Source organism: Pseudomonas sp. OE 28.3 (assembly GCF_014268205.2).
GTDB classification, from domain to species: Bacteria; Pseudomonadota; Gammaproteobacteria; order Pseudomonadales; family Pseudomonadaceae; genus Aquipseudomonas; species Aquipseudomonas edaphica.
Genome location: NZ_CP077082.1, coordinates 2,771,618 through 2,796,142, shown reverse-complemented (window position 1 = coordinate 2,796,142; position 24,525 = coordinate 2,771,618). Strand labels below are relative to the sequence as shown.

Below are 24,525 nucleotides of genomic sequence, written 5' to 3'. Positions count from 1 at the left end.
CGACCTGTGTTGGCTGGAGGTTTTGTACAAAAACAAGAGATTGCGCAAATGTCCGAGATCCTCTGGCAACCCTCCCCCGAACGCATCGCCAACACGCGAATGGACCAGTTCCGGCGCTTCATCAACCAACACTACGGCGTGCAGCTGCGCGACTACCCAGCCCTGCACCAGTGGAGCATCGACCAGCGCCCAGCCTTCTGGCAGGCGATCGTGTCCTTTTTCGACGTACACTTTCGCAACCCGCCCAGCACCACGCTGATCGAAGGCGCGGCAATGCCCAGCGCCGAGTGGTTCCCAGGCGCGACCCTGAACTTTGCCGAACACCTGCTGCGCCGTCGGGATGCTCACCCGGCGGTGGTGGCGGTCAGCGAAGAGGGCCAGCGCGAACAACTGACCTATGCCGAACTGGCCGAGCATGTCGCAGGCTTGCAGCGCAGCTTGCGGGCGGCCGGTGTGACCCAGGGCGACCGCGTGGCTGCGTGCATGCCCAACACCTGGCAAACCCTGGTCGGCATGCTTGCCACCACCAGCCTGGGCGCGATCTGGTCGTGCTCCTCGCCGGACTTCGGCACCCAAGGCGTGATCGACCGTTTCGGCCAGATAGAACCCAAGGTGTTGATCACCTGCGCGGGCTACCGCTACGCCGGCAAAAACATCGACCAAAGCACCAAACTCAATGAAATCCTCGAACGCCTGCCGTCCCTGGAACAGTTGATCATCGTGCCGTATGCCCAGCCCCAGGCGCGCGTCGAGGACTACCGCACCCACGCCAGGGTCGCACTGTGGAACGACTTCTACCAACCCGGCGGCGAGCCTGAATTTGTCCCGGTGCCGTTCGATCATCCGCTGTATATCCTGTACTCCAGCGGCACCACGGGCGTGCCCAAGTGCATCATCCACGGCACCGGCGGCGTGCTGCTCACCCATCTAAAGGAACACGGACTGCACGCCGACCTGTCGCGCGAAGACTGCCTGTTCTACTACACCACCTGCGGCTGGATGATGTGGAACTGGCTGGTGTCAGTGCTGGCCCTGGGTGCCACGGCGGTGCTGTATGACGGCTCGCCGTTTCACCCCGGCCCCGAGCGGCTGATCGACCTGATCGACGCGGAAAAAATCAGCGTATTCGGTACCAGCCCCAAGTTTCTCGCCACCCTGGAAAAGGCTGGCCTGCAACCGCGCCTGAGCCACGATTTGGGCAGCCTCAAAGGCCTGATCTCGACCGGCTCGCCGCTATCGCCGCAGAGTTATGACTATGTGTACCGCGAGATCAAGGCCGAGCTGTGCCTGTCGTCAATGTCGGGCGGCACCGATATCGTCTCCTGCTTTGTGATCGGCAACCCGGTGCTGCCGGTACGGCGCGGCGAAATGCAGTGCAAGAGCCTGGCCATGGCCATCGAAGTGTGGGACGACCAGGGCCAGCCGCTGGTCGGGGAAAAAGGCGAGCTGGTGTGTACCCGGCACTTTCCGGCCATGCCGATTGGCCTGTGGAATGACCCCGACCAGAAAAAACTGCGGGCTTCGTATTTCAGCCAGTTCCCCGGCGTATGGGCCCAGGGCGACTACGCCGAGCAGCGCGCCAATGGCAGCCTGCTGATTCATGGGCGCTCCGACGCGGTGCTCAACCCCGGCGGTGTGCGCATCGGCACCGCAGAAATTTATCGCCAGGTGGAAAAAGTCCCGCAGGTCCTGGAAAGCCTGGCCATCGGCCAACGCTGGCAGGACGATGTGCGGGTGGTGTTGTTTGTGCGGCTCAACGAAGGCATCACGCTGGATGACGCGCTGGAGCAGCAGATTCGTCAGGTGATCCGCGCCAACACCACGCCGCGCCATGTCCCGGCGAAGATCCTCGCCGTCAGCGACATACCGCGCACCATCAGTGGCAAGATCGTCGAGCTGGCGGTGCGCAATGTGGTGCATGGCGAGCCGGTCAAAAACACCGATGCCCTGGCAAACCCGCAGGCGCTGGAACAGTTTCGCAACCGCCCTGAGCTGGCGGACGGATGAAAGGTTTCAGCTCTGACGCACTGATTTGAAGACAACGCCTCAATGCATGCTATTTTTCGAGGGGTAGTCAGCCGTTCCCGTCTCGCGGGATAATCGGCTGTTGTCGTATTTCAAAGTGTCAGGTGCAGGGCTTTTTCATGAATGGAACATCCACCGGTAGCGAAGCCGCCGCATTGATTGCGCGGCTGAACTGGGCGCAAAGCCCGCTCGGTGAGGCCGGTGACTGGCCGCAAAGCCTGCGCACAGCCGTCGATATCGTCGTCCATTCACCGATGCCGATGCTGCTGTTGTGGGGCAGCCAGCTCACCCAGCTCTATAACGACAGCTTCGCCGTGCTCGCGGGCAACAAGCATCCCGAGGCGCTGGGCCAACCGGCCCATGACACCTGGCCGGAGCTTGAGAGTTTTACTGCGCCGATCTACGACGCGGTGCTCGGCGGCCAGGTGCGCACCTTCAGCGAACAGCGCTTTGTGCTGCAACGCAATAACCGCGACACCGAAATCTGGCTCGACCTCACCTACAGCCCGGTGCGCGACGAAGGCGGCAGCGTGGCCGGGATCTTGGTCACTGCCATCGAGACCAATGAGCGGCGCAGCAAAACCCTCGAACTGCAACAGCGCTCCGAGGACAGCCTCAAGGCCCAGCACAACAGCGAACAACGTCTGCAACTGGCACTGGCGGCAACCGATGCGGTGGGCACCTGGGACTGGGATATCGGCGAAGACCGCTTTATCGCCGACGCCCACTTTGCCCACTTGCACGGTGTCGACCCGCAAGACGCCGGCCTGCTCCCCATCAGTGACTACCTGCACGGCGTTCACCCCGAAGACCGCGGCATGGTCGCGCGCAGCATCAAGCATTGCATCACCTTCGGCACCGAATACGCCGAGGAATACCGCCTGCTGCAGGCCGATGGCGAGGTGCGCTGGGTGTTTGCCCGCGGCCGCTGCTACAAGGACCACCAAGGCCGCCCGGCGCGTTTCCTGGGGGCAGCGCTGGACCTGACCGAGCGCAAGCAGACCGAACAGGCGCTGCGTCAAAGCCAGACCGAGCTGCAACTGATCATCAACGCCATGCCGGTGCTGATCGGTTATGTCGACCACGAGCAGCGCTTTCGCCTCAACAATAGCGCCTACCTCGATTGGTACGGCATGACGCCCCAGGAGCTGTACGGCAAAAGCATCCGCGAAGTACTCGGCGACGAGGTGTATGCCGGGCGCGCGGACAAGATCGACGCCGCGCTGCGCGGCAAGGCCTGCAGCTTCATGACCATCACCCCGCACCGCGACGGCCGGCCGCGCCATGCGCTGATGAAGTACTTGCCGCGCTTCAGCAATGACGGCTCGGTGAATGGTTTCTACATTTTTGTGATCGATGAGACCGAACGCAAACTCACCGAAGAAGCCCTGCGCCACCTCAACGAAAACCTTGAAGAACGCGTGGCCCAGCGCACCCAGGCATTGGCCGAGGCCAACCAGCGCCTGCAAAACGAGATGTTCGAGCGTGAGCGCGCCGAAGACGCACTGCGCCATGCACAAAAAATGGAAGCGGTCGGCCAGCTCACCGGCGGTATCGCCCATGACTTCAACAATATGCTCACCGGCATTATCGGCAGCCTGGACTTGATGCAGCGCTATATCGCCGCCGGGCGCAGCGACGAAATCGGCCGTTTTACCGATGCGGCCGTGTCGTCCGCCCATCGCGCGGCCGCCCTCACCCACCGGCTGCTGGCCTTCTCACGCCGCCAATCGCTGGACCGCCGGCCACTGGACCCGAACGAGCTGGTGGCGTCCCTGGAAGATTTGTTCCGTCGCACCAAAGGCGCGCATATCACGCTCAAGGTGCAATTGGGCAAAGATATCTGGCCGGTCAACACCGATGCCAGCCAGCTGGAAAACGCCTTGCTCAACCTGGTGATCAACGCCCGCGACGCGATGCCCGACGGCGGCGAATTGCGCATCGAAACTGCCAACAGTTACCTGGACGGCACCGACATCACCACGCTGGAGCCGGTCAAGGCCGGCGACTACGTGATGCTCGGCGTCTGCGACAACGGCACCGGCATGGCGCCGAAGATTCTCGCCAAGGCCTTCGACCCGTTCTTCACCACCAAGCCCATCGGCCAGGGCACCGGCCTGGGGTTGTCGATGATCTACGGCTTTGCCCAGCAATCCGGCGGCCATGTGACCATCCAAAGCGAACCCGGCCAGGGCACCTGCGTGCGCCTGTACCTGCCGCGGTTGCACGGCACCGCGCTGGAAAGCAACCTGCCGCCGCATTTGGGCGAAGCGCCGCTGGCACTCGCCGGTGAAGCGGTGGTGGTGGTCGAGGATGACCCGGCGGTGCGCATGCTGGTGGTCAATGTGCTCGCCGAGCTGGGCTACACCGCTCACCAGGCGGCAGATGCGCGCACCGCGCTGCCGCTGCTGGAATCGGACCTGCGCGTGGACCTGCTGGTCACCGATGTCGGCCTGCCGGGCATGAACGGCAGGCAACTGGCCGAAATCGCCCGTCAGCACCGGCCGGGCCTGCGCGTATTATTTATGACCGGTTACGCTGAACAAGCCGCCGAGCGCCAGGGCTTCCTGGAGGACGGCATGGACATGGTGGCCAAGCCGTTTTCCATTGATCTGCTGGCGACTAAAATCCGCAGCATGATCAACGTCGACGAATGAGTTCAGGCATAATCGCGCGCCGTCGCACACCTGGTAGAACCTTATGAAAGCCCAAGCCCGTCATATTCTGGTGAAAACCAGCGAAGAAGCCGAACAGCTCAAGCAGCGCATTGCCAAGGGCGAAGCGTTTGATGTGCTGGCCAAAAAGTACTCCACTTGCCCCTCCGGCAAGCGCGGCGGTGATTTGGGTGAAGTGCGGCCTGGGCAGATGGTGGGGGTTATTGATGCCGTTATCTTCAAGAAGCCGGTGAAAGTGGTGCACGGGCCGATCAAGAGCAAGTTTGGTTACCACCTAGTGCAGGTGTTTTACCGCGACTGAGGGGTTGGCTCAGGACCGCTATCGCAGGCAAGCCAGCTCCCACACTTGAGCGCATTTCAACTGGAAAAATGCAGTCAAATGTGGGAGCTGGCTTGCCTGCGAACCGCCGCAGGCGGCCATTCACCGCGCAATCAAAGCCCCGGGCACCTGAATCACCCTACTCGCCAACCGATGCCCGGCCAACGCCGCCTGCTCAGGCGAGCCGCCCTTGAGCCGACTGGCCAAATACGCCGCACTGAACGAGTCCCCCGCCGCCGTCGTATCCACCACCTTCTCGACCTTCAGCGCCGGCACCGCAAAGCGCTCGCCATTACAACGGATCAAGCACGCATCCGCCCCGCGCTTGAGCACCACTTCTGCAATCGCCGGGTACGCCGCGAACACCTGCTCGCTGTTGGCATAACCAAACAACGCGCGCTCGTCATCCTCGGTCAGCAGGGCGATATCCACCTCGGCCAACACCTGGTGATACGCCGCGCGCGCCGCGTCGACACTCGCCCACAGGCGCGGGCGATAGTTGTTGTCGAACACCACCTTGCCACCGCGCCGGCGGGTTTCGATCAGGGTTTGCAGCAAGCGCTCACGTCCGACTCCACCCAGTACCGCCAGGGTGATGCCGCTGAAATACACCACGTCGTAGTCCGGCAACGCCGCCAGGATCGGCTCGGCTGCCGGCGTGGTAAAGCAGTCGCGCACAGCGGCTTCGTTGCGCCAGTAGAGAAATTTGCGTTCGCCATTGGCGTCAGTCTGGATGCAGTACAACCCCGGTAGACGCCCGGGCAGGCGCTGGACCATGCCCAGGCCAAGGCCTTCGGCGGTCCATTGCTGGCACATGGCATCGCTGAAACTGTCATCGCCCAGGGCGGTCACGTAGTCGACCGTGCCGACGGCGCCCAACTCGCGGCGCAGGTACACCGCCGCGTTCAAGGTGTCGCCGCCGAAGCTCTGTTGCAGGCTGCCATCGGCGCGGTGTTGCAGTTCGATCATGCATTCGCCGATCAGGGCGATGCGGGGAGTTGTGTTCATGCCTGGGGACTCTTGGTGTGTGGGAGGGCCTCATCGCAGGCAAGCCAGCTCCCACAGCTGGAATGCATTTCAACTGAAGGAACTCGGTCGAATGTGGGAGCTGGCTTGCCTGCGATGGCCACGACGCGGTTTAGAAGCAGGTATCCAAGGATTCAACGACCTGCAACCGCTCATCCACCAGGCAACCCACCTGCCACTTGTCAAAGGTCAGGCACGGGTGCGAAGTGCCAAAGGAGATGATGTCGCCGATACGCAACTCAACCCCCGGCGCCACGCTCATGAACGCGTGCTGGTCCATCACCGCCGTGACTTTGCACGCGGTTACATCATCGCCTTCAGCCGGCACAATCCCGGCCTTGTAGCGCTTGAGCGGCACCGGCAAACCGGCGTCGTAGGCCACGTCACGCTTGCCCAGGGCAACCACCGCAAAGCCAGGCTCGGGCATCGATTGCACGTGGGCCCAGACTTCCAGGGCCGGGCGCAGGCCTTCGTTGAGGTCGCCGCGACGATCAAGCACGCAGCACTGCGCTTCTTTGTAGATGCCATGGTCGTGGGCCACATAGCTGCCGGGGCGCAACACGCTGAGGAAGCGCCCGGCGGCGTTTTGCGCTTCGAACGACTCGGCGATCAGGTCGTACCAGGCCGACCCCGAGGCGGTGATGATCGGCTTGGGCAAGTCGAACGAGCCATTGTTTTGCAGGTCCACGGCCAGGCGCACCAGGCTGGCGGCGAAGTCACGGATGCCGCTGACGGCGTGTTCGCCGTGGATCACACCTTCGTAGCCTTCAATACCCGTCAGGGCCAGGGCCGGTTGGGCCTTGATTGCCTTGGCCAGCTCGCGCACTTCCTGCTCGCTGCGGCACCCGCAACGGCCACCGACCACACCGTATTCGATCATCACGTTCAGGCGCAGGCCACGGGCGGCGAAAAACAGCCCCAGGTCAGCGACGTTGTCCGGATGATCAACCATGCAGTGAAAGTCAAAATGCGGGTCCGCCAGCAGGTCGGCGATCAGCGCCATGTTCGGCGCGCCCACCAGCTGGTTGGCCATCAACACGCGGCGCACGCCACCGGCATAGGCGGCGCGGGTCTGCACGGCGTTGGCCAGGGTGATACCCCAGGCGCCCGCCTCGATCTGACGCTGGAACAGCGCCGGCATCATGCTGGTTTTGCCATGGGGCGCGAGCTCTGCACCGCTGTTGCTGACAAATGCCTGCATCCAGCGGATGTTGTGTTCCAGTGCATCGCGGTGCAGCACCAGGGCCGGCAGGCTGACGTCACGGACCAGATGGGCGCCAATGGCAGCGGCGCCTTTTTCAACGGCATTGAGGGCAGACATGAAGTACTCCTATTCGTTGATACGCCGGGCCAGGTTATTGGCGCTGTCGATCAACACCCGGCGATAGTCGTTGTAGTTTTTGGTCGCATCGGCGCGCGGTGCAACGATGCACAAGGTCGCGATGCTGATGCCCTGCGCGTCCCGCACCGGGGCGGCAAAGCAATGGGTGAAGGTGTCGGCCACGCTGTCGAAGGAGAAAAACCCATCGAGGGTGGCTTGACGGATTTGCGCCAGGAAGGTTTCCAGCGGCAGGCGCTGGCCGTCCGGCAGGATGAAGTCGTCGTAGTCGATCAGGTCGATGATCTGCTGGTCGCTCAAGTGCCCCAGCAACAAGCGCCCCGAAGCGGTCCAGGGGATTGGCGCGTTTTCGCCAATGTCCGAGGAGATACGAAAATGCCGCTCGCCTTCGCGCATCAGCGCCACCGTGTATTTTCGCCCGTTAAGCAGGCACATCTGCGCGGTTTCATGGGTCTGGCTGACGATCTCCTGCAAGGCGTGGTCGGCCTCGCGGGTCAGGTCGAAATGGCGCAGGTGCGCCTGGCCGAGAAAGTACAGCTGGCGGCCGAGGTAGACGTGACCGTCCTTGCCCACCGTTTCCAGAATGCGCCGCTCCAGCAACGACGCGACCAGTTCATAGACGGTGGATTTGGGGCTACCGATGCCGCTGGCAATATCATTCGGGCGCAGGGGCTGGCCGATCTCCTTGAGAAAATCGAGGATATCGAATGCACGGTCCAGTCCTTTGGCGCGGCGTTTGATGGTGTCTTCGGTCATGGCAGTCGTCGGTCCGGTCATAGTGGTAATGCTGCACAGTGGTACCCTGTGGGAGCGGGCTTGCCCGCGATGGCGGTGGTTCAGTTACCCAGGGCTGCCTGACACGCCGTCATCGCAGGCAAGCCAGCTCCCACATTGGATTTCAGTGATCTCAAGAGAGGGGCATTTAGCCTTTTTTCTTGTAGGCCACGCAATCGATCTCGACCTTGCAGTCCACCATCATGTTGGCCTGCACACAGGCGCGTGCCGGGGCGTGTTCCGGGGTGAAGTATTCGCCGAACACTTTGTTGAAGCTCCAGAAGTCCCGTGGGTCTTCCAGCCATACGCCGACGCGCACCACGTCTTTGAGTTCGTAACCGGCCTCTTCCAGAATCGCCACCACGTTGCGCATGGTCTGGCGGGTTTGCTCGATGATGCCGCCGGTGATGATTTCACCGTCTACCGCCGGCACCTGGCCCGACACGTAGAGCCAGCCGTCAGCTTCCACGGCGCGGGCGAAAGGTCGCGGCTGGCCACCACCGGCGGTGCTGCCGGCGCCGTAACGAGTAATGCTCATAAAAATTGCTCCTGATTAAAAACGAATGTTCTTCAAAAATTCCGCCAGGCGCGGCGATTGCGGGCGTTCGAAGATGTCTTTCGGCGCCCCCTGCTCTTCAATGCGGCCCTGGTTCATGAAGACGATCTTGTCCGACACTTCATAGGCAAAGCGCATTTCGTGGGTGACCAGCAACATGGTCATGCCCTCTTCCGCCAACCCCTTGATCACACTGAGCACTTCGCCCACCAGTTCCGGGTCGAGGGCCGAGGTGACTTCATCAAACAGCATCAGGCTGGGGTTCATGGCAATGGCGCGGGCAATCGCCACGCGCTGTTGCTGACCGCCGGAAAGTTGACCGGGGAAGTGGTTGCGGCGTTCCAGCAGACCTACGCGGTCCAGCCATTTTTCGGCCAGGGCCACAGCCTCGTCCTTGCCCATCTTCTTGACCTTGAGCAGGCCAAGGGTGACGTTTTGCAACGCGGTCAGATGCGGAAACAGGTTGAATTGCTGGAAGGCCATGCCGGTCATCGCACGGTGCTGGGCAATCACCCGCTCGGGGTGACGCACACGTTTACCGGCGATTTCGCTGTAGCCGATGGACTCGCCGTCCAGGCTGATCTGCCCGCCCTGGAACTCTTCGAGCAGGTTGACGCAACGCAGCAAAGTGGTCTTGCCCGAGCCGCTGGAGCCGATCAACGTCACCACGTTGCCGCGCTGCATGGACAGGTCGACGCCCTTGAGCACTTCGACCTGGCCGTATTGTTTACGCAGGCCGCGAATGTTCAGCAGCGGTTGGTTGGTTTGAGGTTGGTTCATGGCAAGGCCACCCGCTTTTCAATGTAGCGACCGAATAACTCGATGGCGTAGTTGATGACAAAGAACAGAAACCCGGCGAACAGGTAGAACTCCAGGGTCATGAAGGTACGTGCGATGACTTGCTGGGTGCTGAGCAGCAGTTCGGCCACGCCGATCACCGAGAGCAAGGTCGAGGCCTTGACGATTTCGGTGGAGGAATTGACCCAGGTCGGCAGGATCTGGCGCAACGCCTGGGGCAACAGCACGTAGGTCAGCGATTGTTTGAACGTGAGCCCAATCGCCTTGCCCGCTTCCAATTGCCCACGGGGAATGGCTTGCAGCGCGCCGCGCACGATTTCCGCCACGTGGGAGCCGCAAAACAGCGTCAACCCGACGGCGCCGGCCTGGAACGCGCTGATCTGCCAACCGAGCGCCGGCAGCATGTAAAAACACGCCAGCACCAGCACAAACACCGGCGTACCGCGCACCAGATCGACGTACAGACGAAACGGCGCGCGCATCCAGAACTTGCCGTAGGTGAGGATCAACCCGGCAAAGATACCGATCAGCGTGCCAAAGATAATCGCCAGCACCGAGCAATAAATACTGGTTTGAAACCCCGCCCAGAGCGTATCCCGGGCGATCCACAACTCATGCAGCCAGCTTGGGGACTCGTACATGCAAACCCTCCTTAACGACGGATCGCCAGACGCTGTTCCAGGTAACGGAGCAGCATGGCAATGAAGTAACAGGCCGCCACGTAGAGCGCGGTCGTGACCATCCAGGTTTCAATCACCCGGTAGCTTTCGACGTTGATCTTGCGGGCGTAGTAGGTCAGCTCCGGCACCGCAATCGCGGCCGCCAGCGACGTGTCCTTGAACAGCGAAATAAAGTTGTTCGACAGGGCCGGCAACACGTTGCGCAACATCACCGGCACGGTGATGTAGGCGCGGATTCGCCACTCGCCCAAACCGATGGCCAAGCCGGCTTCACGCAAGCCCTTGGGAATATTCAACAGCCCGGCGCGGAACACTTCGGTCAGGTAAGCACCGGCATACAGCGACAGGGTGATGATGAACGAGGGGATCTTGTCGAGCCGGACCCCCAGTGTGGGCAAGGCAAAGTAGATCAACAGGATCAGCACGAGGATCGGCGTATTGCGGATCACCGTCACATACACCGAGGCGAAGATTCGCAACGCCCGGTGCTTGGACAGCATGGCAAACGCCATCATCAGGCCGATCACGCAACCGATGGCGATCGACAGCAAGGCCAGTTCGAGGCCCAGGCCGAGCCCCGCCAGCAAGCTGGGGAAATCACGCCACACGGCGGCAAAGTTCAACTGATAGTTCATGGTCGGCAGTACCTGCTCGGGGCGCCGTCAGCGACGCCCCAGGATTTACGATTTACTTGAACTCAACCGGGAAACCGATCGCAGGTTCTGGCAAATCCACACCGAACCATTGTTTGAACGAGGCTTTGTAGGCCGGGAATTCCACGCCGGTCATGGCTTCATGCAGCGCGGTGTTGACGAAGTTCAGCCAGTCCTGATCGCCACGCTTGACCGCGCACGCGTAGGTTTGCGGGCTCCAGGCGTAGGTCGGGCTGCGGTAGCGGCCCGGGTTTTGCACCATCAGGTACTTGACCGAGGACTGGTCGGTGGCGGCGGCATCGGCACGGCCGGAGTTCACCGCCTGGTACATCAGGTCGACGCTGTCGTACTGGTCAACCTTGGCCTTTGGCAACGCCTGGTGCACCAGCTCTTCGGCATACACGTTTTGCAGCACGGCCACGGTCACGCCATCGCCCGCCGCTTGCAGGTCTTCGATTTCCTTGTATTTGCTGTTGTTCGGCAGCAACAGGCCCACACCTTCGCGGTAGTAAGGCAGGGTGAAGGCAACCTGCTGTGCACGGCTGGCGGTGACGGTGATGAACTGGCAACTCATGTCGACCTTGTCGGTCAGCAGGTTGGGAATACGCGCGTCAGAGGACTGCACCACAAACTCGACCTTGCTTGGGTCGTTGAACAAACCTTTAGCCACGATTCGGCCGATGTCGATATCAAAACCCTGCAACTTGCCATCCGCTCCCTGGAAGTGCCACGGCGCATTGGTACTGCCTGTACCCACAATGAGATGCCCACGTTTGAGCACATCATCGAGCTTGCTGTCCGCCGCGTGCACAACGCTTGCGAGGGAAGCCGATGCGGCGAAGAGAAAAACACACGCTTTAAACACGGAAGGTCGGTGATGCATGACAAGCACTCCAGGAGTTGTGTATTCCGCTATACCGGAACTTGGTATGTAACAACGGAATAGACAGCAGAAAGTGTGCCACACGCGCTAACGGAAAAATATGTCAGGGATAAATTCTTTTTAAATCATATGGATAGTTAACTGGCCAGGACGCGGCGTTACGCCACCCTTTCGAATCGGCTTGCTACCCAAGACCCCACACACCGGTGACAACCCTCAATCGAGTGCGCCAGAACAGTGTTACCGCGCACCCTTGCAGTGCGCGCGCCATGGATGCGTGAGCATGTCTACCTGTGAAGGTTGACAGTAGACGGCCCTGCCCGGCAGTTCTAGCGTATGTACCCAACGTCTATGAGCGGGCACGCAAGGAAATCCTATGGGCATTGCAAGCATGACTTACAGCGATCTGGAGGACTACGAGGCGCAACTGAAAAAATATGCGGCGGCCATCGTGTTATTCACTCATCCCGATTGCCCGGGCTGCGTTGGACTCGACGAGAGGTTCGAGACCATCGCCAAACAATACGCTGGCCCTGTAACAGCACTGATCGTGAATACCGACCGAAATCCGAGGGTGCCCAGCGTATCGGGCACCCCGGCGACGCTGGTGTACCAGTTTGGCAAGGTGCAGGAGCAGCTTGTTGGCCGCCCCTTAGACGCTGATGCGTTTTTCAGCGACCTGTTTGAGGATTATTCATCAAGGGAAATAACAGCACCTGTATGACCCGACGCTCCTCAACCGCCGCGACGGTCAAGCGCCAGCCCTCATGCTCGAGGCTATCACCCACCACGGGCAGGCGGTCGAGCAGGCTCATCACCAACCCGGCGAGGGTTTGATAGTCCTGGGTTGCGGCAGCCTTGAAGCCGGTACGCTGGCGCACCAGGTTAAGGTTCAAGGCGCCATTGGCGCGGTAGCCCTCGCCCTCCTCGACAATATCCGGCCCTTCGATTTCGCTGGCGTCCGGCAACTCACCGGCGATGGACTCAAGGATGTCGGTCATGCTCAACACGCCCATGAAGTCGCCGAATTCGTTGATCACGAACGCAATGTGAGTTGACTCCTGGCGCATTTGCTCCAGGGCGTTCAGGATCGAAAAGCTCTCCAGCAAATTGACCGCCCGGCGCGCCAGGTGCTCAAGGTTAGGCTCATTACCGGCCAGGTACTCCTTGAGCAGTTCCTTTTTGTGCACAAAACCCAACGGCTCATCCACAGCGCCGTTGCGGATCAACGGCAGGCGCGAATAGGACGAATGCATCAGTTTTTGCCGGATGGTGTCGGCGTCGTCCGCCAGATCGATACAGTCGACCTTGGCCCGCGGCGTCATCAAGGTACGGATCGGCCGCTCGGCCAATTGCAGCACGCCGCTGATCATCACGCGCTCACGTCGATCAAACAGCGGGCCTTGGCCGGCATCCGGCTCACCCAGCAGGTCAGCAACGTCGTCATCCACGCCCTCTACCGCCAAACTGCGGCCACCGAGCAAACGCATCACCGCATGGGCGGTACGCTGGCGCACGGGCAAGGTGCCCTGCGCCGACTTCTTGCGACGGGCGCGGGCAATCTGGTTGAACAGCTCGATCAGGATCGAGAAACCAATCGCCGCGTACAGGTAGCCTTTGGGAATATGGAAGCCCAGGCCTTCGGCGGTCAGGGCGAAACCAATCATCATCAAAAAGCCCAGGCACAACATAATGACCGTCGGGTGCGCGTTGACGAAACGGGTCAGCGGCTTGCTCGCCACGATCATCAGGCCGATGGACACGATCACCGCGATCATCATCACGGCCAACTCATCCACCATACCCACGGCGGTAATCACCGCGTCGAGGGAGAACACCGCGTCGAGCACCACGATCTGCGCCACGATCGGCCAGAACATGGCGTAAGCCACATTGCCCGTGCGCTGCGCCACATGGCCTTCAAGGCGTTCGTGCAACTCCATGGTGGCCTTGAACAACAGGAACACACCACCAAACAACATGATCAGGTCACGCCCAGAGAAGCTCTTGTCGAACACCTCGAACAGCGGCTGCGTGAGCGTCACCAACCAGGAAATACTCGCCAGCAGGCCCAAACGCATCAGCAATGCCAGCGACAAACCGATCAACCGCGCACGGTCGCGCTGCTCCGGCGGCAATTTGTCCGCCAGGATCGCGATAAACACCAGGTTGTCGATGCCCAGCACCAGTTCCAGCACAATCAAGGTCAACAGGCCGAGCCAGGCCGTTGGATCCGCTAACCATTCCATTTAATAGAGTCTCTTTAAAGTTTTCAGAACGCCGGACACGGCAAGGCGCGGTCAATGGACCGGGACAAGGTTAGCAGTCGGAATACGGGGTGCTTCAGCGGGAACAGCGACAGTGAGTGCCTTGGGGAAAGACGACTGGGAGGCTCCGAGAGGGTGTTCATGCAAGTCCTGCAGTGAGAAAAGGACTTGAATCGTACAGTCGAAACTCAAATTTCCCACACTGCAAAACTATTACAAAATCTGTAAGCCCAACACATAACCCCTGTGGGAGCTGGCTTGCCTGCGATAGCATCACCTCGGTGTTACTGAAAGACCGAGTTGTCTGTATCGCAGGCAAGCCAGCTCCCACAGTTTTTGACCTTTGTACATTCAGGACTTACGCGTCGCATCATCCAGCGCCAGAATCGTGTGCGCATTCGTCACCGTGGTCGCCAACGTATTAATCACCCCCGAGCGCAACGCGCCAAGCGTCGCCGCCGCCTTGGTGTTCTCGCTGGCAATCGCCACCACATCCGGGATGCGAAACAACTCCTGCACGGTCAACCCGATCACCCGACCTTGAATCGCGTTGACCGCCGGCTGGCCGTGGATGTCGATAAAGTCATACCCCATCATGTCGCCCACCGTGCCGGACAAGCGCGCCTGCGCGATCTCCTGCGGCGAGAACCAGCCCATGCGCACCATGTTGCTGTTCTCGCTCATGTCGCCAATACCGATCAGCGCGATGTCTGCACGCCGCGCCCGATCAAGGGTTGAGCGCACGGTGTCATTGTTGATCAGCACGCCGCGCAATTCCGGGTTGGCCACCAGTGCCGGCGCATACAGACTTTCACTCTCGCCACCAAAACGCAGGGCCAGGCGTCGGCAGATATGGTCGGGGTTCATGTATTCGCCCGCCTTGAGCGAACCACCAATCGCGCAGACAAATGTGCAGTTGCGCGTCACCGGCAAGAACACGTTGTCGGCGACCGCGCCAACGTTACGGCCCATGCCGACGGCGACGATCATGCCGTCGCTCAAGGTTTTGTTCAGGTAGTTGGCCACCAGGCTGGCGACGGCCGAGCGCTGGGTGTCGGGGTCGCTGTGGTCGACGGCGATCAACGCACGGTCGAGCTTGAAGCGCTCCACCAGCGCGCGCTCCAGCTCGTTGTTCATTGCCGGGTGCTGCAACACCCGCACCTCGACAATCCCTTCATCGCGCGCACGCTTGAGCAAGCGGCTGACTTTGGCCCGCGACAGGTCGAAGCGCTTGGCAATGGCCTCCTGAGTGACGTTCTCAAGGTAATAGAGCATCGCCACTTCGGTCATCTGATCGATATCGCTGGCAATGCGCTGGGTACTGTCACTCATGGGGACGGGCTTCCGTTTCGGCGTCAAAAACCCATTCTCCCGACTCTTGCCCCGTCCCGTCCACTACTGATGCCCATCGCGCTCGATCGCATTGATACGCTCGACCTTGGCCCCGGAACGCGCCGCCTCAAACTCCGACTCCAGAAACGATTTGACGATGCTTTTGGCCAGTTCGGCGCCGATCACCCGTGCACCAATAGAGAGGATTTGTGCATCGTTGCTCTTGCGGGCGCGCTCCGCCGAATAGGTGTCGTGGGCCTGGGCCGCACGAATGCCCAGCACTTTATTGGCCGAGATGGCCATGCCAATCCCGGTGCCGCATACCAGCACGCCGAGGCGTTGCTGCCCAGCATTGATGGCGGTGGCCACCGCCAGCGCGATGTCCGGGTACAGCACCGGCGCGGTGGAGTGGGTGCCGAAGTCGGTCACCGGGTAACCCAGCGCCTCGATATGGCGCTTTAACAGCTCTTTGAGCTCAAAACCCGCTTCATCGCATCCGATAGCCACCGGGAAAGGTGTGTTCATGGCGTCTGGCTCCGCTGCCGTTTAGGTGCTTTAGACTGATCATTTGATCAGTCAATGAAATTTCGCTCAGTTATTTCTCGGGTATTGCGGCCCTTCTGTCAAGCGAGTTTTAGCTGACCTCCTAGTCAAAGCCGTATAAACAGGCTTGATTTGCGCAAACAGGCGTATTTATAACTTTTTAGTGAAAGCGATTGACTGATCAGAATTTCATTTGATACACATATGATCACAGCAAAACATGACTGTGCGACCTAATAAGAATTCACAGCACGAGGACACGCCGATGGCCACGCCATTACTGCTCCAGGCTGAACACGTCGCCAAGGCTTACGCCGGGGTGCCTGCCCTGCGTGACGGGCGCCTTTCTCTGCGGGCCGGCAGCGTGCATGCGCTGTGCGGCGGCAATGGCGCCGGCAAGTCGACCTTCCTGAGCATCCTGATGGGCATCACCCAGCGTGACGCCGGGACCATCCTGCTCAACGGCACGCCCGTACAGTTCAACCGCCCAAGTGAAGCCCTGGCGGCGGGGATCGCGATGATCACCCAGGAACTGGAGCCCATCCCTTACATGACCGTCGCCGAAAATATCTGGCTGGGCCGCGAACCGCGCCGCGCCGGTTGCATCGTCGACAGCAAGACCCTCAACCGCCGCACCCGCGAGCTGCTCGAAAGCCTGGAATTCGAGGTCGATGCCACCAGCCCCATGCACCGCCTGAGCGTGGCGCAGATTCAACTGGTGGAAATCGCCAAGGCGTTCAGCCATGACTGCCAGGTGATGATCATGGACGAACCGACCTCGGCAATCGGCGAGCGCGAAGCGGAAACCCTGTTCAAGGCCATTCGCCGCCTCACCGCGCGCGGCGCCGGCATCGTCTACGTGTCGCACCGCTTGAGCGAGCTGGCGCAGATCGCCGACGACTACAGCATCTTCCGTGACGGCGCCTTTGTGGAAAGCGGGCGCATGGCCGATATCGACCGCAACCACCTGGTGCGCGGGATTGTCGGCCAGGAGCTGACACGCATCGACCACAAGGTCGGCCGCGAATGCGCCGCCACTACCTGCCTGCAAGTCGATAACCTGAGCCGCAATGGCGAGTTCCACGACATCAGCCTGCAACTGCGCCAGGGCGAAATCCTCGGCATCTATGGGCTGATGGGTTCGGGGCGCAGCGAGTTTCTCAACTGCATCTATGGGCTGACGGTTGCGGACTCCGGCAGCGTGACCCTGCAAGGCAAGCCCATGCCCATCGGCCTGCCCAAAGCCACGATCAACGCCGGCATGTCGCTGGTCACCGAAGACCGCAAAGACAGCGGCCTGGTGCTCACCGGCAGCATTCTGTCCAACATTGCACTGTCGGCCTACAAGCGCCTGTCGAGTTGGTCGCTGATCAATGCGCGCAAGGAAACCCAACTGGCCGAGGACATGGTCAAGCGCCTGCAGATCAAGACCAGTTCACTGGAATTGCCGGTAGCGTCCATGAGCGGCGGCAACCAGCAGAAAGTCGTGCTCGCCAAATGCCTGTCGACCGAGCCGGTGTGCCTGCTCTGCGACGAGCCGACCCGTGGCATCGATGAAGGCGCCAAGCAGGAGATCTACCACCTGCTCGACCAGTTCGTGCGCGCCGGTGGCGCTGCCATCGTGGTGTCGTCCGAAGCCCCGGAACTGCTGCATTTAAGTGATCGCATCGCCGTATTCAAGGGCGGCCGACTGGTGACCATCAGCACCGACACCGCCCTTTCCCAGGAAGCCTTGTTGAGTCTTGCCTCATGAATGCCAAAACCATCGCACCGCCCATGACCACCGCGCCGCGCAATCGCCTGCGCTTGTCCCTCGACCGCTTCGGCCTGCCGCTGGTGTTTATCCTGCTGTGCGTGGTGATGGCGTTTTCCAGCGAATACTTCATGACCTGGCGCAACTGGATGGACATCCTGCGCCAGACCTCGATCAACGGCATCCTGGCCGTAGGCATGACCTACGTGATCCTCACCAAAGGCATCGACCTGTCGGTGGGCTCGATCCTGGCCTTTGCCGGGCTGTGCAGCGCCATGGTTGCGACCCAGGGTTATGGCCTGCTGGCGGCAGTCAGTGCGGGGATGTTTGCCGGCGCGATGCTCGGTGTGGTCAACGGTTTTATGGTCGCCAACCTGTCGATCCCGCCGTTCGTGGCCACCCTCGGCATGCTCAGCATCGCGCGGGGCATGACCTTCATCCTCAATGACGGCAGCCCGATCACCGACCTGCCCGACGCCTACCTGGCGCTGGGCATCGGCAAGATCGGCCCGATTGGCGTACCCATCGTGATCTTTGCGGTGGTCGCACTGATCTTCTGGATGGTGCTGCGCTACACCACTTACGGCCGCTACGTGTACGCGGTGGGCGGCAATGAAAAGAGTGCGCGCACCTCGGGTATCGGCGTGCGCAAGGTGATGTTTTCGGTGTACGTGGTCTCGGGTCTGCTCGCCGGGTTGGCCGGCGTAGTGCTCTCGGCACGCACCACCTCCGCCCTGCCCCAGGCCGGGGTTTCTTATGAGCTGGACGCGATTGCCGCCGTGGTAATCGGCGGCACCAGCCTGTCGGGCGGCACCGGCAGCATTGTCGGCACGCTGTTTGGTGCGCTGCTGATCGGCGTGATCAACAACGGGCTGAACCTGCTCGGCGTGTCCTCCTATTACCAGCAGGTCGCCAAGGGCCTGATCATCGTGTTCGCAGTACTGATCGACGTGTGGCGCAAGAAAAAACGCTAGAGAACGACCCACAACAATAACCGGAGTTCTACTCATGAAACTTGGTACCACTTTGGCCGCCGCGGCGACCCTCACCCTGCTCGCCAGCAGCATTGCCTTTGCCGCCGATGGCAAGACCTACAAGATCGGCGCGGCCGTCTACGGCCTCAAGGGCCAGTTCATGCAGAACTGGGTCCGCGAGCTGAAAGAACACCCGGCGGTCAAAGACGGCACCGTGCAACTGACGGTGTTCGACGGCAACTATGACGCCCTGACCCAGAACAACCAGATCGAAAACATGGTGACCCAGCACTACGACGCCATCCTGTTCGTGCCGATCGACACCAAGGCCGGTGTCGGCACCGTGAAGCAAGCCATGAGCAACGACGTGGTGGTCATCGCCTCCAATACGAAAGTAGCCGATGCCTCCGTGCCTTATGTGGGTAACGACGACGTGGAAGGCGGCCGCCTGCAGGCCCAGGCCATGGTCGACAAGCTCAACGGCAAAGGTAATGTGGTGATCATCCAGGGCCCGATTGGCCAGTCGGCGCAGATCGATCGGGAAAAAGGCGAGCTGGAAGTGCTGAGCAAGCACCCGGACATCAAGATCATCGAGAAAAAGACCGCCAACTGGGACCGCGCCCAGGCCCTGACCCTCACCGAAGACTGGCTGAACGCGCACCCCAAAGGCATCAACGGCGTGATCGCGCAAAACGACGATATGGCCCTGGGTGCCGTGCAGGCGCTGAAGTCCCACGGGTTGACCTCCAAAGACGTGCCGGTCACCTCTATCGACGGCATGCCGGACGCGATCCAGGCGGCGAAGAAAGACGAAGTCACCACCTTCCTGCAAGACGCCCAGGCCCAATCCCAAGGCGCGCTGGATGTGGCGTTGCGCGCACTGGCCGGCAAGGACTACAAGCCGCAATCGGTGATCTGGGAGCGCTACGGCAAGGACGTGAAATGGGGCGATGGCACCGCCAAGAACTACATCCTGCCGTGGGTGCCCGTCACTAACGCGAATGCCGATGCGCTGTACCAACAAGTCAGCGGCGGCAAGTAGCTTGATCGTTCCCACGCTCCGCGTGGGAATGCATCCCGTGACGCTCCGCGTCACCCAACATCGGGACGCAGAGCGTCCCAGGCGGCATTCCCACGCAGAGCGTGGGAACGATCAACTGCTTTCGAAAATGGAGTCATTCATGTCTGGATTCTGGAACCAAGCCTTCGACCTCACCGGCCGTTGCGCGGTGATCACCGGCGGCGCCGCCGGCATTGGCCTGGCCTGCGCCCACCTGCTGGTGGAACGCGGCGCCCGCGTGGCCTTGCTCGACCGCGACCCGGCGGTGGTGCACGTCGCGGCCAGCCTGGGCGACGGCCACCTGGGTATTGCCGTCGACCTCGGCCAGATCGGCCAGATACAGCGCACCATCGACAGCGTATTCGAACATTTCCAGCGCCTGGATTACCTGATCAACAGCGCCGGCGTGGTGTTGCTGGACAAGGCCATCGACGTCAGCGAAAGCGCCTGGGACACCACCCTGGACATCAACCTCAAGGCCAGCTTCTTTGTGGCCCAGGCCTGCGCCAGACACATGTTGGCGCAGGGCAGCGGGCGCATCGTCAACCTGGCCTCCCAGGCCGCCGTGATTGGCCTGGACCGTCACGTCGCCTACTGCGCGAGCAAGGCCGCCATCGTCGGCATGACCAAAGTGCTGGCCATGGAATGGGCGCCACAGATCAACGTCAACGCCATTTCCCCGACCATCGTCGAGACCGCCCTGGGCAAAAAAGCCTGGGCCGGTGAAGTGGGTGAAAAGGCCAAATTGCAGATCCCGGCCGGCCGCTTCGCCCAGCCGGAAGAAATCGCCGGGCTGGCGCTGTACCTGCTCAGCGACGCCGCGCAGATGATCACCGGCGCCAACATGGTGATCGATGGCGGCTACAGCATTCAGTAATTCATCTTTTGTCGTGAGGTTTTTGCTATGTCCACCGCCACCGAACGCACACCTGAACACCTCTCCCCGGTCATCCCGAAAACCATGCAGGCCGTGGTCTGCCACGGCCCGGAAGACTATCGCCTGGAAACTGTCGACGTGCCCACGCCCGGCCCCGACGAGATTCTCACCAAAGTCGAGCTGTGCGGCATCTGCATGGGTGACATCAAGACCTATCGCGGCGCGCCGTCGTTCTGGGGCGATGCCGAGCAACCGCGCTATGTGAAGCCGCCGATGATTCCGGGGCATGAGTTCGTCTGCCGTGTGGTTGCCCTCGGCCCAGGCGCAGAAAAACGTGGCGTGGCAGTCGGTGACCGAGTGATCTCCGAGCAGATCGTGCCGTGCTGGGGCTGCCGTTTCTGCAACCACGGCCAGTACTGGATGTGCCAGAAGCACGACCTCTACGGTTTCCAGAACAACGTGCAGGGCGCCATGGCCCAGTACATGATCTTTACCAAGGAAGGCATCATCCACAAAGTCCCGGAATCCATCGCGCCGGATGAAGCCATTTTGATCGAGCCGCTGGCCTGCTCGCTGCACGCGGCCGAGCGCGCGAATGTCGACCATGACGACGTGGTGGTGGTCGCCGGTGCCGGCACCTTGGGCCTGGGCATTATCGGCGCGGTGCGCCTGCGCAACCCGAAAAAGCTCATCGTGCTGGACATGAAACCCGAACGCGCCGCCCTCGCCCTGCGCATGGGCGCCGACGAAGTGTGGAACCCGGCGGAAGTCGACGTGATGGCCAAAATCCGCGCGATCACCGACGGCTATGGGTGCGACATTTATATCGAAGCCACCGGGCACCACAAGGCGGTGAACCAGGGCCTGGCGATGCTGCGCAAACTGGGGCGCTTCGTCGAATTCAGCGTGTTCAATGACGAGGCCACGGTAGATTGGTCGATCATCGGCGACCGCAAGGAACTGGATATTTTGGGTTCACACCTGGGGCCGTACATGTACCCGCGCGCCATCGACTTTATCGGTAACCGCAAGATCGACATGCGCGACGTGGTGACTCACAAGTTTGCGTTGGCGGACTTCAAGGAAGCGTTTGCGGTGATGGAGCGTGGGGACAAGTCGCTCAAAGTAGTCCTGCAACCCTGACTTCAGCGACACCCCCTGACCCTGTGGGAGCCGGGCTTGCTGTGGCGAGGGAGCTTGCTCCCGCTGACTGCGCAGCGGTCTGCGGCTTTTTGGGGGCGCTTCGCACCCCAGCGCAAGCAAGCTTGCTCGCCACAATAAGCCAGCTTTCACAATTAAAAGTGTTGCCCTTCAAGAACAAGAACAGGAACCCGCGTTATGAATCGAGTCATCAACGATCCGGACCAAGTGGTCGAGGACATGCTGCGCGGCATCCTGGTCGCGCACCCCGAGCTGCGCCAGTACGAAACCAACCCAAGGGTCATCACCAAGGCCAAGCCATCGGCAGCCGGCCGCGTCGGCATCGTCACCGGCGGCGGCTCCGGCCATGAACCGGCCTTCCTCGGTTACGTCGGCCCAGGCCTGGTGGATGCCGTGGCCGTCGGCGAGATTTTCTCTTCACCCACCGCCAAAAGCTTTTTCGACGCCTTCCGCGCCGCTGACCATGGCGCGGGCGTGGCCTGCCTGTACGGTAACTACGCCGGCGACAACATGAACGTGAAGCTGGCCATGAAAATGGCTGCCAGCAAAGACATGCGCATCCGCACCGTGGTCGCCAACGACGACGTGGCTTCCGCGCCCAAGGCCGATATCGCCAAGCGCCGTGGCGTGGCCGGCGAAATATTCATGTGGAAGATCGGCGGCGCTGCGGCTGCCCAGCATTACGACCTGGATGGCGTGATTCGCGTCGCACAGAAAACCGTGGATAACTGCCGCTCCATCGGCATCGGCCTCACGCCCTGCACCATTGCGGCCGTGGGCAAACCGAACTTCCAGATTCCCGATGGCCAGATGGAACTGGGCATCGGCCATCACGGCGAACCGGGCATTGAAGTGATCGCCATTGAACCGGCTGCCGCCATGGCCGAGCGCATGCTCGCGCCGATCCTCGCCGACCGCGATTTCAGCCAGGATGACAGTGTGGTGGTGCTGGTCTCGGGCCTGGGCGCCACGCCGGTGATGGAGCTGTATGTGTTCTACGCCGAGGTCGAAAGCCAACTCAAGGCCAAGGGTTTGAAGATTCACCGTTGCTACGTCGGCAACTACTTCACCTCCCTGGAAATGATGGGCGTGACCCTGACCCTGCTCGGCCTCGACGCGGAGCTTAAAACCCTGATCGACCAACCCTGCCGTTCCATCGGCATGACCCAGGCGGAGTGAACCATGAGCCAGCACTTTTCCACCCGCGACGGCAGCGCCATTGTCGCTGACCTGGTCAGCGTGATCGTGGCCAACCGTGAATACCTCAGTGAAATTGACGGCGCCATTGGCGACGGCGACCACGGCATCAACATGGCCAAGGGCTTTGCCCATTGCGGGCGCAGCCTCGAAGGTCGCCAACTGACCCTGGCCGAAGCTCTGGATGAACTGACCCTGAGCCTGATGGAAGGCATCGGCGGCTCCATGGGGCCGCTGTATGGCAGCCTGTTTATCGGCATGGCCGACGAAGTGCGCAGCAGCGATGACATCGACGCGGCAACCTTTGCCCACCTGCTGCGCGGCGGCCTGACCTCGTTGCAGGACATCACCGAAGCGGGCGTGGGCGACAAGTGCTTGATGGACACGCTGATCCCGGCAGTTGAAGCCTTTGAGCGTGCGCATGCCAGTGGCGCGTCGTTTAATGATGCGCTGGAGGCGATGAAAACCGCCGCGTCCCAAGGGCGCGATTCGACCAAAGACCTGATCGCCAAAATCGGTCGCGCCAGCCGCCTGGGCGAGCGCTCGCTGGGTGTACTGGATGCGGGGGCGGTGTCGTGCTGCCTGATTCTTACGCGCCTGGCCGATTCCGTGCAGCCCCGGCTGACTGCTTGACCTGCTGGATATAACGCGCCACCGCCGGCGCTTTTTCAAAGCGCCGGTGAATCAGCGACAGCCACGACAACGCTGCATCATCCTGATGAATCGTGCGGTAGACCACGCCCGGCAAACCCACATGCCCGACCATCGATGCCGGCACCACCGCCACGCCCTGCCCTAACGACACCAACGCCACCACCGCAACCAACCCGCCCGGCTGCGGCCCCAGGCGCGGCGCGAAACCACCCTGCGCCGCGACATGCAAAGTGCCGCTGATTTGTTCCGGCAATATAAACGTCTCGTTTTGCAGGTGTTCGCAGCCGATGGCCTTGAGCCCCAGCAGCCAGGAATCCTGAGGCAGCGCCAACACAAAGCCTTCGCTGTCCAGGCGCACCGCCTCCACACTGTCGGGCAAGGTCATGGGCGAGCGGATATAGCCGATGTCATAACGCCCATCGGCTACAGCACTGGGTAACGTCGCCATTGCGCATTCGCGCACATTCACACTCACATCGGGAAACGCCTGGCTGAACGCCTGCATTTGTTTTTGCAGCAGCCCCGAATACACCGCCGACGCCACATAGCCCAATTCGATATGCCCGATTTCTCCCCGCCCGGCACGCTGGGCATTGCGTTGGGCGAACTCGAACTGGCGCACGGTGGCTTCGGCCTCAATCAACAACGCGGCGCCGGCTTCAGTGAGGCTGACTTCACGTTGCTGACGGATAAACAGGCGCGTGCCCAGCGTGGCTTCCATGTCCTGGATCTGGCGACTCAAGGTCGGCGGCGCGATGCCCAGTTGCTCAGCCGCGCGAGTGAAATTGCGCTGCCTGGCGACGGCGAGAAAGTAGCGGAAATGGCGGATTTCCATTCAGGCATTAGCTCAAAGGTAATGAAGTGCAGGGTTCCAGCTAATAAAACAGAGCATAGCCGGAGATAAGCTCAACGTACTTCCACACTAGAGAGCCCTTGCGATGCACGTCAACTGTGTTTCCCATATTACCTGTAAGGCAAT

At 61.2% G+C, this 24,525-nt stretch carries 23 protein-coding genes; 11 read left to right on the top strand and 12 right to left on the bottom strand.

Translation table 11 applies throughout. The features are described from left to right. The first annotated feature begins 48 nt into the window (after positions 1-48). The 3 genes from HU759_RS12820 (at position 49) to HU759_RS12810 (ending at position 5,001) form a co-directional block, all read left to right on the top strand. Positions 49-2,007, top strand: coding sequence for an acetoacetate--CoA ligase (locus tag HU759_RS12820; protein WP_170040273.1), 1,959 nt, complete (start codon positions 49-51; stop codon positions 2,005-2,007). A gap of 137 nt (positions 2,008-2,144) precedes the next feature. Next, positions 2,145-4,682, top strand: coding sequence for a PAS domain-containing protein (locus HU759_RS12815; protein WP_170040275.1), 2,538 nt, complete (start codon positions 2,145-2,147; stop codon positions 4,680-4,682). A gap of 43 nt (positions 4,683-4,725) precedes the next feature. Next, the gene (locus HU759_RS12810; protein WP_010564624.1) at positions 4,726-5,001 is read left to right on the top strand and encodes a peptidylprolyl isomerase; all 276 of its coding nucleotides are present in this window, start codon (positions 4,726-4,728) and stop codon (positions 4,999-5,001) included. A gap of 120 nt (positions 5,002-5,121) precedes the next feature. Here the strand turns inward: HU759_RS12810 and HU759_RS12805 are convergent, their stop codons facing one another. From HU759_RS12805 to HU759_RS12770, 8 genes are all read right to left on the bottom strand, one after another. Then, complete coding sequence (locus HU759_RS12805) at positions 5,122-6,027, bottom strand: sugar kinase (protein WP_170040278.1); 906 nt, start codon at positions 6,025-6,027, stop codon at positions 5,122-5,124. A gap of 130 nt (positions 6,028-6,157) precedes the next feature. Further along, positions 6,158-7,366 (bottom strand): amino acid deaminase, encoded by a 1,209-nt coding sequence (locus HU759_RS12800; RefSeq protein ID WP_170040280.1) that lies wholly within the window; start codon positions 7,364-7,366, stop codon positions 6,158-6,160. A gap of 9 nt (positions 7,367-7,375) precedes the next feature. Then, positions 7,376-8,140 carry an IclR family transcriptional regulator gene (locus tag HU759_RS12795; RefSeq protein WP_017135913.1) on the bottom strand — a complete coding sequence of 255 codons (765 nt, stop codon included), beginning with the start codon at positions 8,138-8,140 and terminating at the stop codon, positions 7,376-7,378. A gap of 166 nt (positions 8,141-8,306) precedes the next feature. Further along, complete coding sequence (locus HU759_RS12790) at positions 8,307-8,696, bottom strand: RidA family protein (protein ID WP_010210958.1); 390 nt, start codon at positions 8,694-8,696, stop codon at positions 8,307-8,309. 15 nt (positions 8,697-8,711) lie between these two features. After that, a complete protein-coding gene (locus tag HU759_RS12785) occupies positions 8,712-9,494 on the bottom strand; it encodes an amino acid ABC transporter ATP-binding protein (RefSeq protein ID WP_017135914.1) in 783 nt (260 codons plus the stop codon). Beyond that, positions 9,491-10,153: an amino acid ABC transporter permease gene (locus HU759_RS12780; protein ID WP_017135915.1), complete on the bottom strand. Its 663-nt coding sequence runs from the start codon at positions 10,151-10,153 to the stop codon at positions 9,491-9,493. The genes HU759_RS12785 and HU759_RS12780 overlap by 4 nt, the downstream gene beginning before the upstream one ends. 11 nt (positions 10,154-10,164) lie before the next feature. After that, positions 10,165-10,827, bottom strand: a complete 663-nt coding sequence (locus tag HU759_RS12775) for an amino acid ABC transporter permease (protein ID WP_169987647.1) — start codon at positions 10,825-10,827, stop codon at positions 10,165-10,167. Positions 10,828-10,879: 52 nt separating this feature from the next. Beyond that, a complete protein-coding gene (locus HU759_RS12770; RefSeq protein WP_017135917.1) occupies positions 10,880-11,728 on the bottom strand; it encodes a transporter substrate-binding domain-containing protein in 849 nt (282 codons plus the stop codon). 376 nt (positions 11,729-12,104) lie between these two features. On the opposite strand from HU759_RS12770, the gene HU759_RS12765 reads away from it, so the two are divergent. After that, positions 12,105-12,452: a thioredoxin family protein gene (locus tag HU759_RS12765; protein ID WP_017135918.1), complete on the top strand. Its 348-nt coding sequence runs from the start codon at positions 12,105-12,107 to the stop codon at positions 12,450-12,452. Here HU759_RS12765 and HU759_RS12760 read toward each other — a convergent pair. From HU759_RS12760 to rpiB, 3 genes are all read right to left on the bottom strand, one after another. After that, positions 12,400-13,977, bottom strand: coding sequence for a TerC family protein (locus HU759_RS12760; RefSeq protein WP_017135919.1), 1,578 nt, complete (start codon positions 13,975-13,977; stop codon positions 12,400-12,402). The two genes, HU759_RS12765 and HU759_RS12760, sit on opposite strands and share 53 nt — an antisense overlap. 369 nt (positions 13,978-14,346) lie before the next feature. Beyond that, on the bottom strand, positions 14,347-15,327 hold the full coding sequence (locus HU759_RS12755; protein WP_017527998.1) for a sugar-binding transcriptional regulator: 981 nt from the start codon (positions 15,325-15,327) through the stop codon (positions 14,347-14,349). Between the two features lie 63 nt (positions 15,328-15,390). Further along, entirely contained in the window at positions 15,391-15,852 is a 462-nt protein-coding gene (gene rpiB, locus HU759_RS12750) for a ribose 5-phosphate isomerase B (protein WP_016969738.1), read from the bottom strand. A 283-nt stretch (positions 15,853-16,135) separates the two neighbouring features. Between rpiB and HU759_RS12745 the strand changes: the two genes are divergently transcribed. From HU759_RS12745 to dhaL, 7 genes are all read left to right on the top strand, one after another. Beyond that, entirely contained in the window at positions 16,136-17,623 is a 1,488-nt protein-coding gene (locus tag HU759_RS12745; RefSeq protein WP_170040282.1) for a sugar ABC transporter ATP-binding protein, read from the top strand. Continuing rightward, on the top strand, positions 17,620-18,597 hold the full coding sequence (locus tag HU759_RS12740; protein WP_017135922.1) for an ABC transporter permease: 978 nt from the start codon (positions 17,620-17,622) through the stop codon (positions 18,595-18,597). The genes HU759_RS12745 and HU759_RS12740 overlap by 4 nt, the downstream gene beginning before the upstream one ends. 34 nt (positions 18,598-18,631) lie before the next feature. Further along, positions 18,632-19,639: a substrate-binding domain-containing protein gene (locus HU759_RS12735; RefSeq protein WP_017135923.1), complete on the top strand. Its 1,008-nt coding sequence runs from the start codon at positions 18,632-18,634 to the stop codon at positions 19,637-19,639. A gap of 139 nt (positions 19,640-19,778) precedes the next feature. Further along, positions 19,779-20,534, top strand: a complete 756-nt coding sequence (locus HU759_RS12730; RefSeq protein WP_170040284.1) for an SDR family oxidoreductase — start codon at positions 19,779-19,781, stop codon at positions 20,532-20,534. Positions 20,535-20,561: 27 nt separating this feature from the next. Beyond that, positions 20,562-21,677, top strand: a complete 1,116-nt coding sequence (locus tag HU759_RS12725) for an erythritol/L-threitol dehydrogenase (protein WP_017135924.1) — start codon at positions 20,562-20,564, stop codon at positions 21,675-21,677. Positions 21,678-21,872: 195 nt separating this feature from the next. Further along, complete coding sequence (locus HU759_RS12720; RefSeq protein ID WP_017135925.1) at positions 21,873-22,874, top strand: dihydroxyacetone kinase subunit DhaK; 1,002 nt, start codon at positions 21,873-21,875, stop codon at positions 22,872-22,874. Between the two features lie 3 nt (positions 22,875-22,877). Then, positions 22,878-23,525, top strand: coding sequence for a dihydroxyacetone kinase subunit DhaL (gene dhaL, locus HU759_RS12715; protein ID WP_017135926.1), 648 nt, complete (start codon positions 22,878-22,880; stop codon positions 23,523-23,525). On the opposite strand, the gene HU759_RS12710 is transcribed toward dhaL, so the two are convergent. Continuing rightward, the gene (locus tag HU759_RS12710; RefSeq protein ID WP_170040286.1) at positions 23,482-24,381 is read right to left on the bottom strand and encodes a LysR substrate-binding domain-containing protein; all 900 of its coding nucleotides are present in this window, start codon (positions 24,379-24,381) and stop codon (positions 23,482-23,484) included. The two genes, dhaL and HU759_RS12710, sit on opposite strands and share 44 nt — an antisense overlap. Positions 24,382-24,525 lie beyond the last annotated feature (144 nt).

Coding starts and splice junctions, on each gene's coding strand:
- HU759_RS12820 (WP_170040273.1), top strand. CDS start 49: ATGTCCGAGATCCTCTGGCAACCCTCCCCCGAACGCATCGCCAACACG.
- HU759_RS12815 (WP_170040275.1), top strand. CDS start 2,145: ATGAATGGAACATCCACCGGTAGCGAAGCCGCCGCATTGATTGCGCGG.
- HU759_RS12810 (WP_010564624.1), top strand. CDS start 4,726: ATGAAAGCCCAAGCCCGTCATATTCTGGTGAAAACCAGCGAAGAAGCC.
- HU759_RS12805 (WP_170040278.1), bottom strand. CDS start 6,027: ATGAACACAACTCCCCGCATCGCCCTGATCGGCGAATGCATGATCGAA.
- HU759_RS12800 (WP_170040280.1), bottom strand. CDS start 7,366: ATGTCTGCCCTCAATGCCGTTGAAAAAGGCGCCGCTGCCATTGGCGCC.
- HU759_RS12795 (WP_017135913.1), bottom strand. CDS start 8,140: ATGACCGAAGACACCATCAAACGCCGCGCCAAAGGACTGGACCGTGCA.
- HU759_RS12790 (WP_010210958.1), bottom strand. CDS start 8,696: ATGAGCATTACTCGTTACGGCGCCGGCAGCACCGCCGGTGGTGGCCAG.
- HU759_RS12785 (WP_017135914.1), bottom strand. CDS start 9,494: ATGAACCAACCTCAAACCAACCAACCGCTGCTGAACATTCGCGGCCTG.
- HU759_RS12780 (WP_017135915.1), bottom strand. CDS start 10,153: ATGTACGAGTCCCCAAGCTGGCTGCATGAGTTGTGGATCGCCCGGGAT.
- HU759_RS12775 (WP_169987647.1), bottom strand. CDS start 10,827: ATGAACTATCAGTTGAACTTTGCCGCCGTGTGGCGTGATTTCCCCAGC.
- HU759_RS12770 (WP_017135917.1), bottom strand. CDS start 11,728: ATGCATCACCGACCTTCCGTGTTTAAAGCGTGTGTTTTTCTCTTCGCC.
- HU759_RS12765 (WP_017135918.1), top strand. CDS start 12,105: ATGGGCATTGCAAGCATGACTTACAGCGATCTGGAGGACTACGAGGCG.
- HU759_RS12760 (WP_017135919.1), bottom strand. CDS start 13,977: ATGGAATGGTTAGCGGATCCAACGGCCTGGCTCGGCCTGTTGACCTTG.
- HU759_RS12755 (WP_017527998.1), bottom strand. CDS start 15,327: ATGAGTGACAGTACCCAGCGCATTGCCAGCGATATCGATCAGATGACC.
- rpiB (WP_016969738.1), bottom strand. CDS start 15,852: ATGAACACACCTTTCCCGGTGGCTATCGGATGCGATGAAGCGGGTTTT.
- HU759_RS12745 (WP_170040282.1), top strand. CDS start 16,136: ATGGCCACGCCATTACTGCTCCAGGCTGAACACGTCGCCAAGGCTTAC.
- HU759_RS12740 (WP_017135922.1), top strand. CDS start 17,620: ATGAATGCCAAAACCATCGCACCGCCCATGACCACCGCGCCGCGCAAT.
- HU759_RS12735 (WP_017135923.1), top strand. CDS start 18,632: ATGAAACTTGGTACCACTTTGGCCGCCGCGGCGACCCTCACCCTGCTC.
- HU759_RS12730 (WP_170040284.1), top strand. CDS start 19,779: ATGTCTGGATTCTGGAACCAAGCCTTCGACCTCACCGGCCGTTGCGCG.
- HU759_RS12725 (WP_017135924.1), top strand. CDS start 20,562: ATGTCCACCGCCACCGAACGCACACCTGAACACCTCTCCCCGGTCATC.
- HU759_RS12720 (WP_017135925.1), top strand. CDS start 21,873: ATGAATCGAGTCATCAACGATCCGGACCAAGTGGTCGAGGACATGCTG.
- dhaL (WP_017135926.1), top strand. CDS start 22,878: ATGAGCCAGCACTTTTCCACCCGCGACGGCAGCGCCATTGTCGCTGAC.
- HU759_RS12710 (WP_170040286.1), bottom strand. CDS start 24,381: ATGGAAATCCGCCATTTCCGCTACTTTCTCGCCGTCGCCAGGCAGCGC.